16 protein-coding genes are annotated in these 13,771 nt (G+C 72.1%); all 16 read left to right on the forward strand.

Annotation, left to right across the window (positions count from 1 at the left end; all coding sequences use genetic code 11):
- The first annotated feature begins 87 nt into the window (after positions 1-87).
- Entirely contained in the window at positions 88-1,167 is a 1,080-nt protein-coding gene (locus tag ACFYL4_RS11460; RefSeq protein WP_387518412.1) for a zinc-dependent metalloprotease, read from the forward strand.
- Entirely contained in the window at positions 1,164-2,135 is a 972-nt protein-coding gene (gene tilS, locus ACFYL4_RS11465; protein ID WP_387518244.1) for a tRNA lysidine(34) synthetase TilS, read from the forward strand. Before ACFYL4_RS11460 ends, tilS begins: the two co-directional genes overlap by 4 nt.
- Positions 2,136-2,233: 98 nt before the next feature.
- Positions 2,234-2,788: a hypoxanthine phosphoribosyltransferase gene (gene hpt, locus ACFYL4_RS11470; protein ID WP_357763552.1), complete on the forward strand. Its 555-nt coding sequence runs from the start codon at positions 2,234-2,236 to the stop codon at positions 2,786-2,788.
- 243 nt (positions 2,789-3,031) lie between these two features.
- Complete coding sequence (gene ftsH, locus ACFYL4_RS11475) at positions 3,032-5,035, forward strand: ATP-dependent zinc metalloprotease FtsH (protein ID WP_357763555.1); 2,004 nt, start codon at positions 3,032-3,034, stop codon at positions 5,033-5,035.
- On the forward strand, positions 5,032-5,625 hold the full coding sequence (gene folE, locus ACFYL4_RS11480; RefSeq protein ID WP_357763558.1) for a GTP cyclohydrolase I FolE: 594 nt from the start codon (positions 5,032-5,034) through the stop codon (positions 5,623-5,625). Before ftsH ends, folE begins: the two co-directional genes overlap by 4 nt.
- A 99-nt stretch (positions 5,626-5,724) precedes the next feature.
- Positions 5,725-6,630: a dihydropteroate synthase gene (folP, locus tag ACFYL4_RS11485; RefSeq protein ID WP_357763561.1), complete on the forward strand. Its 906-nt coding sequence runs from the start codon at positions 5,725-5,727 to the stop codon at positions 6,628-6,630.
- On the forward strand, positions 6,627-7,073 hold the full coding sequence (locus tag ACFYL4_RS11490; protein ID WP_387518245.1) for a nuclear transport factor 2 family protein: 447 nt from the start codon (positions 6,627-6,629) through the stop codon (positions 7,071-7,073). Before folP ends, ACFYL4_RS11490 begins: the two co-directional genes overlap by 4 nt.
- Positions 7,073-7,444, forward strand: coding sequence for a dihydroneopterin aldolase (gene folB, locus ACFYL4_RS11495; protein ID WP_357763567.1), 372 nt, complete (start codon positions 7,073-7,075; stop codon positions 7,442-7,444). Before ACFYL4_RS11490 ends, folB begins: the two co-directional genes overlap by 1 nt.
- Positions 7,441-7,992, forward strand: a complete 552-nt coding sequence (gene folK / locus ACFYL4_RS11500) for a 2-amino-4-hydroxy-6-hydroxymethyldihydropteridine diphosphokinase (protein ID WP_357763728.1) — start codon at positions 7,441-7,443, stop codon at positions 7,990-7,992. Before folB ends, folK begins: the two co-directional genes overlap by 4 nt.
- On the forward strand, positions 7,982-8,473 hold the full coding sequence (locus ACFYL4_RS11505) for a DUF3180 domain-containing protein (protein ID WP_387518246.1): 492 nt from the start codon (positions 7,982-7,984) through the stop codon (positions 8,471-8,473). The genes folK and ACFYL4_RS11505 overlap by 11 nt, the downstream gene beginning before the upstream one ends.
- A 163-nt stretch (positions 8,474-8,636) precedes the next feature.
- The gene (locus tag ACFYL4_RS11510) at positions 8,637-9,128 is read left to right on the forward strand and encodes a PH domain-containing protein (RefSeq protein WP_387518415.1); all 492 of its coding nucleotides are present in this window, start codon (positions 8,637-8,639) and stop codon (positions 9,126-9,128) included.
- Positions 9,129-9,188: 60 nt separating this feature from the next.
- Entirely contained in the window at positions 9,189-10,625 is a 1,437-nt protein-coding gene (locus ACFYL4_RS11515; protein ID WP_387518247.1) for a PH domain-containing protein, read from the forward strand.
- A gap of 244 nt (positions 10,626-10,869) precedes the next feature.
- Positions 10,870-11,112 (forward strand): chaplin family protein, encoded by a 243-nt coding sequence (locus ACFYL4_RS11520; RefSeq protein ID WP_357763575.1) that lies wholly within the window; start codon positions 10,870-10,872, stop codon positions 11,110-11,112.
- 448 nt (positions 11,113-11,560) lie between these two features.
- The gene (locus ACFYL4_RS11525; protein WP_357763578.1) at positions 11,561-11,803 is read left to right on the forward strand and encodes a hypothetical protein; all 243 of its coding nucleotides are present in this window, start codon (positions 11,561-11,563) and stop codon (positions 11,801-11,803) included.
- 163 nt (positions 11,804-11,966) lie between these two features.
- A complete protein-coding gene (locus tag ACFYL4_RS11530) occupies positions 11,967-12,851 on the forward strand; it encodes a DUF2520 domain-containing protein (protein ID WP_357763581.1) in 885 nt (294 codons plus the stop codon).
- 35 nt (positions 12,852-12,886) lie between these two features.
- Positions 12,887-13,768, forward strand: a complete 882-nt coding sequence (gene panC, locus ACFYL4_RS11535; protein WP_387518248.1) for a pantoate--beta-alanine ligase — start codon at positions 12,887-12,889, stop codon at positions 13,766-13,768.
- Positions 13,769-13,771 lie beyond the last annotated feature (3 nt).

Here is a 13,771-nt window from a genome sequence, read left to right on the forward strand (position 1 = left end):
TCTCAGGGGTATCCCGGGGTCTGCCCTGAAATACCGCCCTGATCCCCGTGCCCCCGGGCGCCGCGTGGGTAGGCTGACCGTGTGACTGTGATCGACTGGGACGTAGCCGTCAACACCGGTGTCCGCCTCGTGCGCCCTGGGCCGCAGGTGGACCTGTCCGACGCGAGGCAGGCCGTGGTGCAGTTGCGCGAGCTCTCCACCGTGGCCGCCGGGCACGTGCGCGACTTCACCGGAATGAACCCCCTCGAACCCTCGGGGCCCGCGGTCATCGTCGACCGTCCGGGGTGGATTCGAGCCAACGTCGACGGGTTTCGGGTGGTACTCGAACCCGTCCTGGAACAGATGGGCGCCGACCGGCTGAACAACGGCCCGGCAGGGAACCTGACCAGCGCGGTCGGTTCGCGGATCACCGGGGTGCAGCTCGGGGCGGTCCTGGCCTACCTGGCCGGGCGGGTCCTCGGCCAGTACGAGCTCTTCCTGCCGCCGGACCCGGACGGCCACGCGCCGACCGGGCGCCTGACCCTCGTGGCGCCCAACATCGTCAACACCGAACGCGAGCTGGGCGTCGACCCGCGCGACTTCCGTCTGTGGGTGTGCCTGCACGAGGAGACGCACCGCATGCAGTTCACGGCCACGCCGTGGCTGCGCGGGCACGTCCAGGACCTCATGCGGGAACTCCTGTTGTCCACGGAGATGGACGCCTCCGACCTCATCGACCGGCTGCGCCAGGCGGGCGAGGCGGTGGCGGACGCCGTGCGCGGCGGCGAGGGCAACCTCCTCACCGCCTTCCAGACCCCGGAGCAGAGCGCCCTGATGGACCGGGTCACCGCCGTCATGAGCCTGGCCGAGGGCCACGGCGACTACGTGATGGACGCCGTGGGGCCCGACGTCGTCCCCTCGGTGGAGACCATCCGCAGCCGCTTCCAGCGGCGGCGCGAGACCGTCAACCCGCTCGACCGGATCATGCGCCAGCTCCTGGGCATGGACCTGAAGATGAAGCAGTACGAGGAGGGCGCTGCCTTCGTGCGGCAGGTCGTCGCCCAGGTCGGCATGGCCGACTTCAACCGGGTGTGGACCTCGCCCGAGACCCTGCCCACCCTGGAGGAGATCCGCAGCCCCTCCCAGTGGATCGAACGGGTCGTGCGCCCCGCAGCCATCACCGAGTGAGCGGGCCGCCCCCCGCCGTGGCCGCCGTCCGCTCGGCGGTCCGGCGGGCGCTGTCCGGGCTGCCCGAGGGCACCACGGCGCTGGTCGCGTGCAGCGGCGGGGCCGACTCGCTGGCCCTGGCCGGGGCACTGGCCTTCGAGGCCCCCCGACTGGGGGTGCCGGCGGGCGGTGTCACCGTCGACCACGGTCTCCAGGAGGGCTCCGACGAACGCGCCGGGACCGTCGCCAAGGTCCTGGGCGGCCTCGGCCTGGACCCCGTACGCGCGGTCGCCGTGCGTGTGGGCGGGCGGGGCGGGCCCGAGGCCGCCGCCCGGCGGGCCCGCTACGACGCCCTCGACGCCGTCGTGGCCGAGCTGCGGCCCGCGGTGGTCCTGCTCGGCCACACCCTCGACGACCAGGCCGAGACCGTGCTGCTCGGTCTGGCCCGGGGGTCGGGGGCCCGTTCCCTGGCGGGTATGGCCCCCCGCACGGGTGCCTACCTGCGCCCCCTGCTCGACCTGGACCGCGCCACCGTCCGCGAGGCCTGCTCCCTCATGGGGCTGAGCCCGTGGGAGGACCCGCACAACCACGACCCCCGCTTCGCCCGGTCCCGGGTGCGCCACGAGGCGCTGCCCGCCCTGGAGGCCGCGCTGGGCCCGGGGATCGCGGCCGCCCTCGCCCGAACCGCGACCCTGCTGCGCGCGGACGCCGACACCCTCGACGCGCTCGCGGCCGACCTGCACGGACGAGCCCGCGAGGGCGGCCCGGGCCTGGCCGTGGGCGTGCTGGAGGGGGCCGGACCCGCGCTGCGCACCCGGGTGCTGCGCCGGGCGGCGCTGGAGTCGGGGTGCCCGGCCAGCGCCCTCAACGCACGTCACGTACGTGAGCTGGATCGCCTCGTCACCGCGTGGCGGGGACAGGCCCACATCGACCTGCCCGGCGGGGTTCGGGGGCGTCGCGACGCTGGTCGGATCGTCTTCGGGGGCTGAGGCGGCGGGCTCCGGACAGCCGGTCGGGCGCCGTGGCCTCGTTCGGCACGTTTATCCTGGTTGCCGCAAACGGGGAACCCAGCAGCGAGGACGTGAGCGTGGACGCTAAGGACATGGGCGAGGACCTGGAGAAGGTCCTGGTCACCGAGGAAGAGATCAGGACGCGCCTGGCCGAGCTGGGAGAGCGGATCGACGCCGACTACGCGGGCCGCGACCTGCTGATCGTCGGTGTGCTCAAGGGCGCCGTCATGGTCATGGCCGACCTGGCGCGGGCACTGCACACCCCCGTCTCCATGGACTGGATGGCGGTGTCCTCCTACGGTGCCGGGACCACCTCCTCGGGTGTCGTGCGCATCCTCAAGGACCTGGAGACCGACATCAAGGACCGCGACGTCCTGATCGTCGAGGACGTCATCGACTCGGGCCTGACCCTGTCCTGGCTGGTCGGCAACCTGAGGTCGCGCGGCCCGCGGTCGGTGGAGATCTGCACCATGGTGCGCAAGCCCCTCGCCTTCGACGTCGACCTCGACGTCAAGTACATCGGCTTCGACCTGCCCAACGAGTTCATCATCGGCTACGGGCTCGACTACGCCGAGAAGTACCGCAACCTGCCGTTCATCGGCACCCTCGCGCCGCACGTCTACGAGAAGTAGCGTCCGGGCCGCCGTGCGGGCCCCGCACGGCGGCAGCGGGAACAACGGAACGGGTCGCCGTCGTTGCGTTCATGACGGCCCCGTCACCGGCCCGAGCGGTGTGCCCGCTCCGCACGGCGAGGTGTACCGTCGAATATCCCGGCGTTTTCGCAGGGAGCACGTGTCCGATAGGTCCTGCTTCGGAAAGTCCTCTGGGGCGGGCGGCCTGGTCAGGAGGGACGGACCCGACAGGGTTCCGCTCACATGAATCTGAAGCGTTTTTTCCGCGGCCCGTGGATTTGGCTACTGGCTGTCGGCCTCATGCTCGTCATCGGTTTCCGCGTGTTCGACGTGGGCGCCGGGCCCCAGCCCGAGGAAGCGGACATCTCGACGGTCTACCAGCTCATCGAGCAGGACCAGGTGGACAACGCCGAGATCGTCGACCGCGACCAGCGCATCCGGCTGACCACGGTCGACGAGGACATCTACGAGGCCTACTGGGTCGAGGGGCAGGGCCTGCAGCTGGCCGACATGCTCCTGGAGTCCAGCGAGAAGCCCGACACCAACCTCAAGTCCTACGAGGTCTCGGTGGCGACCACGCCCATCTGGACCACGGCCCTGTTCAGCCTCCTGCCGCTGATCATCATCATCGTCATCTTCTGGTTCATCTTCAGCCAGATGCAGGGCGGCGGCTCCCGGGTGATGCAGTTCGGCAAGTCCAAGGCCAAGCTCATCACCAAGGACACCCCGAAGAACACCTTCGAGGACGTGGCCGGTGCCGACGAGGCCATCGAGGAACTCCACGAGATCAAGGAGTTCCTCCAGAACGCGGAGAAGTTCAAGTCCATGGGGGCCAAGATCCCCAAGGGCGTCCTGCTCATGGGCCCGCCCGGAACCGGTAAGACCCTCCTGGCCCGCGCCGTCGCGGGCGAGGCCGGAGTGCCGTTCTACTCGATCTCCGGTTCGGACTTCGTCGAGATGTTCGTGGGTGTGGGCGCCTCGCGCGTACGCGACCTGTTCGAGCAGGCCAAGGCCAACGCCCCCGCGATCATCTTCATCGACGAGATCGACGCCGTGGGCCGCCACCGCGGTGCGGGCATGGGCGGCGGACACGACGAGCGCGAGCAGACCCTCAACCAGATGCTGGTCGAGATGGACGGCTTCGACGTCAAGGGCGGCGTCATCCTGATCGCCGCCACCAACCGCCCCGACATCCTGGACCCGGCGCTGCTGCGCCCCGGCCGCTTCGACCGCCAGGTCGTCGTGGACCGCCCGGACATGGACGGCCGCAAGGACATCCTCGCCGTGCACGCCAAGGGCAAGCCCATGGCCGATGACGTCGACTTCGCCGTCATCGCCCGCCAGACCTCCGGGATGACCGGTGCCGACCTGGCCAACGTCATCAACGAGGGCGCGCTGCTCTCGGCCCGCGCGGACAGCAAGGTCATCACCCACGCCGTCCTGGAGGAGGCGATCGAGCGCGTGATGGCCGGCCCCGAGCGCAAGACCCGGGTGATGTCGGACCGCGAGAAGAAGGTCATCGCCTACCACGAGGGCGGTCACGCCCTGGTCGGCCACGCGCTGCCCAACGCCGACCCGGTCCACAAGATCACGATCCTGCCGCGCGGCCGCGCCCTCGGCTACACGATGTCCGTGCCGACCGAGGACAAGTTCCTCACCTCGCGCTCGCAGATGATGGACCAGCTGGCCATGATGCTGGGCGGTCGCGCGGCCGAGGAGCTGGTCTTCCACGAGCCCACCACCGGGGCCGGGAACGACATCGACAAGGCCACCAACCTGGCCCGCAACATGGTCACCGAGTACGGCATGAGCGAGCGCCTGGGCGCCCGCAAGTTCGGCTCGGGCAACACCGAGCCGTTCCTGGGCCGGGAGATGTCCCACGCCCGCGAGTACTCCGAGGAGATCGCCTCCCTCATCGACGAGGAGGTGCGCCGCCTCATCGAGTCCGCGCACGACGAGGCCTACGAGGTCCTGGTCGAGTACCGGGACGTCCTCGACGAACTCGTGGTGCAGCTCCTGGAGAAGGAGACGCTCACCAAGACGCAGGTGCTGGAGATCTTCGAGCCGGTCCGCAAGCGCCCCGCGCGCGGTTCCTACACCGGCTACGGCAAGCGGCTGCCCTCCGACCGGCCCCCGGTCCGCTCCAAGAAGGAGCTGGCGGAGCTGAACGGCTCCGACGTGCCGAGCCCCTCCAGCAACGGTCGGCACCCGGAGCCGACCACCCACACAGAAGGAGACCAGGCGTGAGCTCGGACCTGCCTGCCAGACCCGTGGACCGCGAACGCATCGAGCACGCGGTTCGGGAGATCCTCATCGCGATCGGGGAGGACCCCGACCGCGACGGCCTCACCAAGACCCCCGAGCGGGTCGCCCGGGCCTACGAGGAGCAGTTCTCCGGTCTGGGTCAGAAGCCCGGTGACGTCCTCACCACGGTCTTCGAGGCCGACCACGAGGAAATGGTCCTGGTCAAGGACATCGAGCTGTACTCGACCTGCGAGCACCACCTGGTGCCGTTCTTCGGGGTCGCGCACGTGGGGTACATCCCGGGTGCGCACGGCAGGATCACGGGGCTGAGCAAGTTCGCCCGCCTCGTGGACGTGTACGCGCGCCGGCCGCAGGTGCAGGAGCGCCTGACCGGGCAGGTCGCCGACGCCATCATGGAGTACCTCGACCCGCGCGGCGTGATCGTGGTCGTGGAGGCCGAGCACCTGTGCATGACCATGCGCGGGGTGCGCAAGCCCGGCGCGAAGACGGTCACCTCCGCCGTGCGGGGCATCTTCCGTAGCAGCGACCGCACCCGCTCCGAGGTCATGAGCCTCATCCTCGACCAGCGCTGACCGCGCTCCGGGGGCGCGTCGGGCGTCGACGCCCACACCACCCGAGGGGCCGGGGGCCGTGTGCCCCCGGCCCCTCGGCGTGCGCGTAGGGTGATGCGCATGGCGCCGAAACACACACTTCCGGGGCTGCCCGACCGAGGGCGGTGCCTGGTCATGGGGGTCGTGAACGTCACCCCCGACTCCTTCTCCGACGGCGGGTCGTGGTTCGATCCCGAGCGTGCGATCGAACACGGGCTGCGCCTCGTCGAGGAGGGCGCGGACATCGTCGACGTGGGCGGTGAGTCGACCCGCCCGGGCGCCCAACGGGTCTCGGCCCCGGAGGAGCTGCGCCGGATCGAACCGGTGGTGCGCGAGCTCTCCGCGCGCGGGGTCCCGGTCAGCGTCGACACGATGCGGGCCGAGGTCGCGGCCAGCGCCGTCGAGGCCGGTGCCGTGCTCGTCAACGACGTCAGCGGCGGCCTGGCCGATCCCGAGATGGCTCGACTCGTCGCATCTTCCGGTGTCGCCTACGTGTTGATGCACTGGCGTGGGCATAGTCATGACATGCAGAGCCGTGCCGTGTACACGGATGTCGTCCAGGAGGTCCTCGATGAGCTCCGCGACCGTATGGAGGCCATGATCAGCGCAGGTGTCGACCCCGGTCAGATCGTCCTTGATCCGGGACTGGGATTCTCCAAGCGCCCGGAACAGGCGCACAACTGGGCGCTGCTGCGGAACCTCGACCGGTTCCACGAACTGGGCCGTCCCGTCCTGGTGGCGGGATCACGCAAACGCTTCCTCAGCCGTCTCCTCGGAGACGCCAAGGGCGAGGACCGCCCCTTCGTCGAGTGCGATGCCGCCACCGCGGCCGTGACCACCCTGTCAGCCGACCGCGGCGCCTGGGCGGTGCGGGTGCACGACGTCCGTCCGAACGCCGACGCGGTACGTGTGGCGGCGGCCTGGTCGGACGGCGGGGCCGCTCTCGTCGAGGGCCGGGACCACACCGTGGGCCGGGGGGACGCGTGAAGTCCCGCCAGGAGGTCATGGAGCGCGTCGCCGAGGCCAACGCGCAGTTCTACAGCGCCATCGAGAACGGCGACATCGACCTGATGCGCACCGTGTGGGCGGAGGAGCACGAGGCCCCCGACCTGGTGTGCGTCAACCCCGGCTGGCCGCTGTTGCGCGGCCGCACCGAGATCATGCGCGCCTGGTCGCTGATCATGGCCAACGTCACCTACATCCAGTACGTGCTCACGGAGACGCACATCGGTGTGGGGGGCGACATCGCCATGGTCACCTGTGAGGAGAACGTGCTCACGGCGGAGGACGGCAGCCCGGGGTTCGTGGCTGGCGGGCAGGTGGTCACCACCAACCTGTTCGTCGACACCGACCAGGGGTGGCGGCTGTGGTCGCACCACGCCTCCCCGGTGCTCATGGAGGACGACGACGAGGCGGAGGACGAGGAGTGATGCGGGACCGCGTCGAGCTGCGCGGCCTGCGGGCCCGCGGCCACCACGGGGTGTACGACTTCGAGCGCCGCGAGGGGCAGGACTTCCTCGTGGACGCCGTGCTGTACCTGGACACCGCCCCCGCGGCGGCCAGTGACGACGTCGGCGACACCGTGCACTACGGGGAGTTGGCCGACCGGCTGGTCGCCGTGGTCACCGGAGACCCGGTGAACCTGATCGAGACCCTGGCCGAGCGGCTGGCCGGTGTGTGCCTGGCCGAGCCCCTGGTGGAGGGCGTGGAACTGACGGTGCACAAGCCGTCGGCGCCCATCGAGCACGAGTTCGCGGACGTCGCGGTCACCGTCACCCGGGGGAGGCGGGGCGCGTGGTGAGGGCGCCGGCGACGCGTGCGGTGCTCTCGCTGGGCTCCAACCTGGGGGACCGGCGGGCGGCGCTCCAGGGCGCCGTGGACCTGCTGGCGGCGGGGGAGGGCGTCACCCCGGTGGCGGTCTCGCCGGTCTACGAGACCGCGCCGGTCGGCGGTCCGGACCAGGGCGCCTTCCTCAACGCCGTCCTGGTGGTGGACACCACGGGCACGCCCGCCGACCTGCTGGAGGCGGCCCGGTCGGCCGAACGCGCCTTCGAGCGGGTGCGCGAGGTCCGGTGGGGGCCGCGCACCCTGGACGTGGACGTGATCGCCTTCGGCGACCTGACCGACGACGACCCGGAGCTGACCCTGCCGCATCCGCGCGCCCACGAGCGCGCGTTCGTGCTGCGCCCGTGGCTGGACACGGACCCCGGAGCGGTCGTGCCCGGCCGGGCGCCGGTCGCGGTCCTGCTGGCCTCGGTGGAGGAAGCGGACCCCGAGGGGGAACAGGCGCTGACCGTCCGGGACGACCTGCGGTTGCGGCTGCCGGGGGAGGCCGTAGGTGTCCGGTGAGGGCGGGGGCACGCTCGCGCCGACGGGGTGGCGTGTCCCCTCACTGCTGGCACTCCTGGGGGCCCTGCTGGGGCTGGTGGTCGCCAACACGGTGAGCGGGTTGCCGCTCATGCCGTGGTCGGCCGTCCCGACCCTGCTGCTGCTCGCCCTCGCGGAGGGGTTCACCGCGGGCCGGACCGCGCGCCGCATCCGCCGCGCGCCGGGGACCGAACCGATGGAGCCGCTCAGCGCGGCCCGCCTGCTGGCCCTGGCCAAGTCGAGCGCGCTGTTCGCCTCGCTGGCGGCGGGGTACTTCGCCGGTACGGCCCTGGCCGTCTCCGACCGGTTGGAGCTGCCCAGCCACCGCGAGGTGTTCCTGACGGCGCTCGGTACGGCGCTGGCCGCCGGTCTGCTGTTGGCCGCCGCCCTCTACCTGGAGCACGCCTGCCGGGTGCCGGAGGACGACGACCCGGACCGCGACGACACTCCCGGCCACGCGTAGGAGCCGAGCTGGCGGGGCGCGACCGGCAGGGGGACGTCACGCACCGGTCCGGGTTCCGGCCGAGCCGTTTCGGGCGGGTCCGGTCCGCTGATGGTTGACTGAGTCCGTGGACACCAGTGAACCGACACCGCCGCCGGAGGGGGCCCAGCCGCCGCCCCGCCCCGTGGACGCCGCCTTCGCCGCCCCGGGGGACACCTCCTGGACCCGGGTTCCGGTCGCCCTGGCCTGGTACCGCCGTCTGGTGACGGCCGCGGGCTGCCTGGCCGTCGGCGCGGCCGGCGCGCTGCTCCTGTTGTTGTGGGGACAGACCGTGTCGGCCGCCGTCTGGGGGGCTCTGTCGGTGGGGGCCGCCGCCGTGCTGTGGTCGCTCGCCGGGCGGTTCCAGCGTTCCTGGGGCTACGCGGAGGGGCCCGCCGAGCTGTACCTGACCTTCGGGGTGCTGGTGCGGCAGCTGGTGGTCGTCCCCTACGGCCGGATGCAGGTCGTGGACGTCACGACCGACCTGTTGGAACAGGCGCTGGGCATCGCGACCGTGCGGGTGCGCACCGCCGCGAGCACGGCGGACACACGGGTGGTGGGACTTCCGCTGGCCGACGCGGTGCGGTTGCGCGACCGGCTCGCGGCGCGCAGCGAGACCTTCTCCACGGGGCTGTAAGTGCACGGACCACCGCAGCAGGGACCAGGACCGCACGGGCCGCACGGCGCGTACCCGTCCGTGCCGCCGACGCCACCGACCGTCCGGGGCCCGGGGGCGTGGCCACGGCGCGGCTGGGGGCCTCCGCCGCCGCCCCGGCGGTACGACCCGGCGGACGACGTCACCCGGGGCGTGTTCCGGTCGCACTGGCTCCTCGTCCCGTTCCAGGTCATCGGGGTCACCCTGGTGTTCGTGGCGCTGATCGGCCCGATCCTCACCCAGTTCGGCATCGCGTGGGTGTTCGTCCTGGCCGTGGCCGTGGTGTTCGGTTCGCTCGCGTACACGCTGCCCGCCTGGTGGTACGGCTCCTTCGGGCTGCGCGAGGACCACCTGGTGGTGCACAGCGGGCTGCTCCTGCGCAGTTCCCGCGAGATCCCGCTGAGTCGCCTCCAGGCGGTGGACGTGGTGCGCCCGCTCCTGATGCAGGTGTTCGGTCTGGCCGAGCTGCGGGTGGAGCTGGCCGGTGGCGACGGGAGCGCCATCCGGTTGCGCTTCCTGCGCCGCGAGGTGGCCGAGCGGCTGCGTGCCGCGGTGCTGGCGCACGCCGCCGGTCTGCCGGGGCGTGCCCCCGAGGCGCCGGAGTGGCCCTTCTACCGGCTGCCCTTCCCCCTGCTCCTCGGGGCGCTGACCTTCCGTGTCCCGGTGCTGCTGTCGTTCGTCCTGCTGTTCCTGCTCCTCACCGCGTACGCGGCCTTCGGCGAGCCGGGGGCGCTGGCCGGGGCGGTTCCGCTGGTCCTCGGTCTGTCGCGCTACTACTGGGGCCCGTTGGCGCGTTACACGGACTTCTACGCGTCGTCGTCCTCCGACGGGCTGCGGCTGCGGTACGGGATGTTCCAGCGCCGGATGCAGACGGTGCCGCCCGGTCGGGTGCAGGCCGTACGGGTGGTGGAGCCACTGCTCTGGCGGGCGCTGGGGGTGGCCCGTGTCGAGGCGACGGTGGCCGGATACGCGGGCGCGCGCCAGGGCGACTCGTCGGTGCTGTTGCCGGTGGCGCCACGGGGGAGGGCCTTCACCCTGGTGAACGAGGTGTTCCCGGACAGCGAGGCGGCGCGGGTGCCGCTGGTGGAGAACCACTCCCCGCTGCCGCACGCGGTGGGGGCGGACGAGCGGTTGTTCGTGAGCGTGCGCGGGGCGCTGTGCCGGGTGACGGAGGTCGTCCCGGTGGAGCGGATGCAGGGGCTGCGGCTGTCCGCCGGGCCGATCGCGCAGCTGAGGGGCAGGGTCACCGTGGACGTGGACACGCCCCCGGGGCCGGTCGCGGCGCGCGCGGTGGACCGGGAGGCGGTCGAGGGGCGCCGTCTCCTGGACGCTCTGACGCAGTACGGAAGACGGGCGCGGGTGCCGTCCGCGGGAACGGAACGGTGGGCGACACGGGCCACCATGCACGGAGGGTCGGTGACCAGGCGGGACGAGGGTGGTGCATCGGCGGGGACGAGCGGCGACACCCCCGAGGCGTGAGAGTGGCGTGTGTCACATTGAGGGGGTGTTGGGGCTCCGGTTCGTGGTCGCAAGTCCGACATGTCTTCTCACTCCTGGTGATACCTCCAGTTCAGGAGAGCAAAAAACTTTCGCGTTCTGGCTACGTGCGGCGACGGAGTATGGCTAAATAGTGGTGAACACGTTGAGTGTTCACTGTCATACACATCGTCAACGTTATCGACCGGTTGGCGCCCCCGCTGGCCGGTCTGACGGGAGAAAACACATGCTGAAGAAGGCCTTCGCCGCCACGGCCATCGCCGCTGCCGCTGGTAGCGTCCTGTTCGCCGGCACTCCTGCCATGGCCAACAGCAACGTCTTCACCTCCGGCAACGGCGGCATCCTGAGCGGCAACCAGGCCGTGGTGGACGTCGACGCGCCGATCAACGTCTGCGGCAACTCCATCTCCATCCTGGGCATCTCCGGGGCGAACTGCACCAACTCCGGCGCCACCGTGAAGAACTGGTAGCAGGTCTGACTTCCCGGCCCGCCCGGGCGGGGGTGTCCGGCCGGAGACGTCCCGGCTGATCCGACCCGGTCCAGGGCCAGCGAGCTTTCCGCGCAGGGGCGCCACTCCGTGACGATGGAGTGGCGCCCTTTCTCGTGCCCCGGGCACACGGCCCGCCCCGGCACGGTGACCGCCCGGAACCAGGGTTGGAGGCGGACTGCAATCCCCGAGGTCGGTGACGCTGTGCGCACGCCGAGGGGGCCGAAGTCCCCAACTTTGCCCCGATCGAACCCGGGACGTTCCCTCGCTCTGAGTGACGGGACGCCGATGTTCCGTGATGAATGCAGCTCAGCGCATGTTCACGCCGCTCCTTCGTCGGTAGCGTCTCTCTCGGCGTCCCCCCGGACGCCGCTCCAGAGTCACTACGAGTCCGGTCGGTCCCCCGCCCGGACACTGAAGGAGACCAGTAGTGCTGAAGAAGACGCTCGCCACCGGTGCCGTGCTCCTCGCCTCCGCCGGGGTCCTCCTCTCCGCCGCCCCCGCCTCGGCACACGCGGGTGCCTGGACCTCGAACCACGGCTCCAACGCCAGCGGCAACATCGCCTACATCAACGACCTGGAGGCGGAGAACGAGGGCTGCGGCAACTCCAACGCCGTCCTCGGCCAGTCCCTCGGCTCCTGCTTCAACTCCGGGATCATCATCCAGAAGTGACCCCCGGCGGCGGGCCCCCTCGCCCGCCGCTCCCGGGACACCCGGCCGCCCCTCCCCCTCACCGGGGGCGGGGCGGCTGGTCAGCGCCCGGGGAGGGCTATCGTGTGCTCAGAGCGCGGTGCGGAGTGAAGCGGACGCACCGGACCACGAGGGGACACGGTTCATGGAGACGACGGAGGGGCGTCCCGCCCGCCTGCGCGTCGGCGTCATCGGGGCGGGCCGGGTCGGCTCCGTCCTGGGAGCCGCCCTGGCACGGGCCGGCCACAGGGTCGTGGCGGCCTCCGCGGTCTCCGACGCCTCACGAGCCAGGGTCGAGCAACGGCTCCCCGGCGCCCGTATCCTCGAACCCGCCCAGGTGGCGGAGGCCAGCGACCTCGTCCTGCTGACCGTCCCCGACGACGCCCTGCCCGACCTCGTCGAAGGCCTGGCCTCGACCGGCACGGACCTGCGTGGCACGATCCTCGCCCACGCCAGCGGCGCCCACGGGTACGGCGTCCTGACCCCCGCCACGGTCGTCGGCGCGCTCCCCCTGGCCCTGCACCCGGCCATGACCTTCACCGGCCGCGACGAGGACGTCGAACGCCTCGTGAACTGCGCGTTCGGGGTGACCGCGCCCGAGCAGCTCCGCCCCATCGCCGAGGCCCTGGTGGTCGAGATGGGCGCCGAACCGGTGTGGATCGCCGAGGACAAGCGCACCCTCTACCACGCGGCCCTGGCCGGCGGGGCGAACCACCTGGTCACGCTGGTCGCCGACAGCGCGTCCCTGCTCAGCGCCGCCGGGGTCCCCGAACCCGGACGGATGCTCGCCCCCATGCTGAGCGCGGCCCTGGACAACGCCCTGCGCCTGGGAATCCACGGTCTCAGCGGGCCGGTCCTGCGCGGCGACGCGGGGACCGTGGCCGGTCACGTCGAGCAGCTGCGCGAGCACGCCCCCGAGAGCGTGGCCAGCTACGTCGAGCTGGCCCGCCTCACCGCCGACCGCGCCATCAACGCCGGGATGCTCAGGCCCGAGGACGCCGTCCGACTGCTGGACGTCCTGCGCCGCTGACCCGTCGCGGCACCGGCACACCACGAAGGAGAAGCATGACCGACCCCGCTCCGCGCGCACGCGTCGGCGGCCCGCTCGTCGTTCGCACCCCCGAAGAGCTCCGCCGCGCCCTGGCCGACGCGGGCCGGGTGGGGCTGGTCCCCACCATGGGGGCCCTCCACGGCGGCCACCGCAGCCTCATGCGCCTGGCCCGCGAACGCGTCGACACCCTCGTGGTCAGCGTCTTCGTCAACCCGCTCCAGTTCGGTCCGGACGAGGACCTGGACCGGTACCCGCGCGACCTGCCCGGCGACACCCGCCTGTGCGGCGAGGAGGGCGTGGACGTGGTCTTCGCCCCCGAGACCGCCACCATGTACCCGCGCCCGCAGATGGTCACCGTGGACGCCGGGGCCATGGGCGACCGCCTGGAGGGCGCCTCCCGCCCCGGCCACTTCACCGGCGTCCTCACCGTGGTCACCAAGCTCTTCCAGCTGGTCCGCCCGGACCTCGCGGTCTTCGGGGCCAAGGACGCCCAGCAGATCGCCCTGGTCCGGCGCATGGTCGCCGATCTCGACCTCCCCGTGGAGATCGTCGGAGCCCCCACCCTGCGCGACCCCGACGGTCTGGCCTCCTCCAGCCGCAACGTCTACCTCTCGGAGCGGGACCGCGTCAGCGCCCTCTCCCTGTCGCGCGCGCTCGCGGCGGGAGCCGACGCGGCTCCCGAGGGAGCCGAAGCGGTCCGCGCGGCCGCCCAAGCCGTCCTGGACGAGGCCGCCGGGGCCGTCCCGCCGGTCGAGCTCGACTACCTCGCCCTGGTCGACCCGGCGACCTTCGCCGACGCCGCCGACGACCACCGGGGCGAGGCGGTCCTGGCCGTCGCCGCCCGGGTGGGCCCGACCCGGCTCATCGACAACGTGACGGTCACCCTCCGGCCGTGACCG

It is taken from the genome of Nocardiopsis sp. NPDC006938 (assembly GCF_042869555.1).
In the GTDB taxonomy this organism is placed as follows: Bacteria; Actinomycetota; Actinomycetes; order Streptosporangiales; family Streptosporangiaceae; genus Nocardiopsis.

Coding starts and splice junctions, on each gene's coding strand:
- panC (WP_387518248.1), top strand. CDS start 12,887: ATGACCGACCCCGCTCCGCGCGCACGCGTCGGCGGCCCGCTCGTCGTT.
- ACFYL4_RS11520 (WP_357763575.1), top strand. CDS start 10,870: ATGCTGAAGAAGGCCTTCGCCGCCACGGCCATCGCCGCTGCCGCTGGT.
- folP (WP_357763561.1), top strand. CDS start 5,725: ATGGCGCCGAAACACACACTTCCGGGGCTGCCCGACCGAGGGCGGTGC.
- folB (WP_357763567.1), top strand. CDS start 7,073: ATGCGGGACCGCGTCGAGCTGCGCGGCCTGCGGGCCCGCGGCCACCAC.
- ACFYL4_RS11530 (WP_357763581.1), top strand. CDS start 11,967: ATGGAGACGACGGAGGGGCGTCCCGCCCGCCTGCGCGTCGGCGTCATC.
- ftsH (WP_357763555.1), top strand. CDS start 3,032: ATGAATCTGAAGCGTTTTTTCCGCGGCCCGTGGATTTGGCTACTGGCT.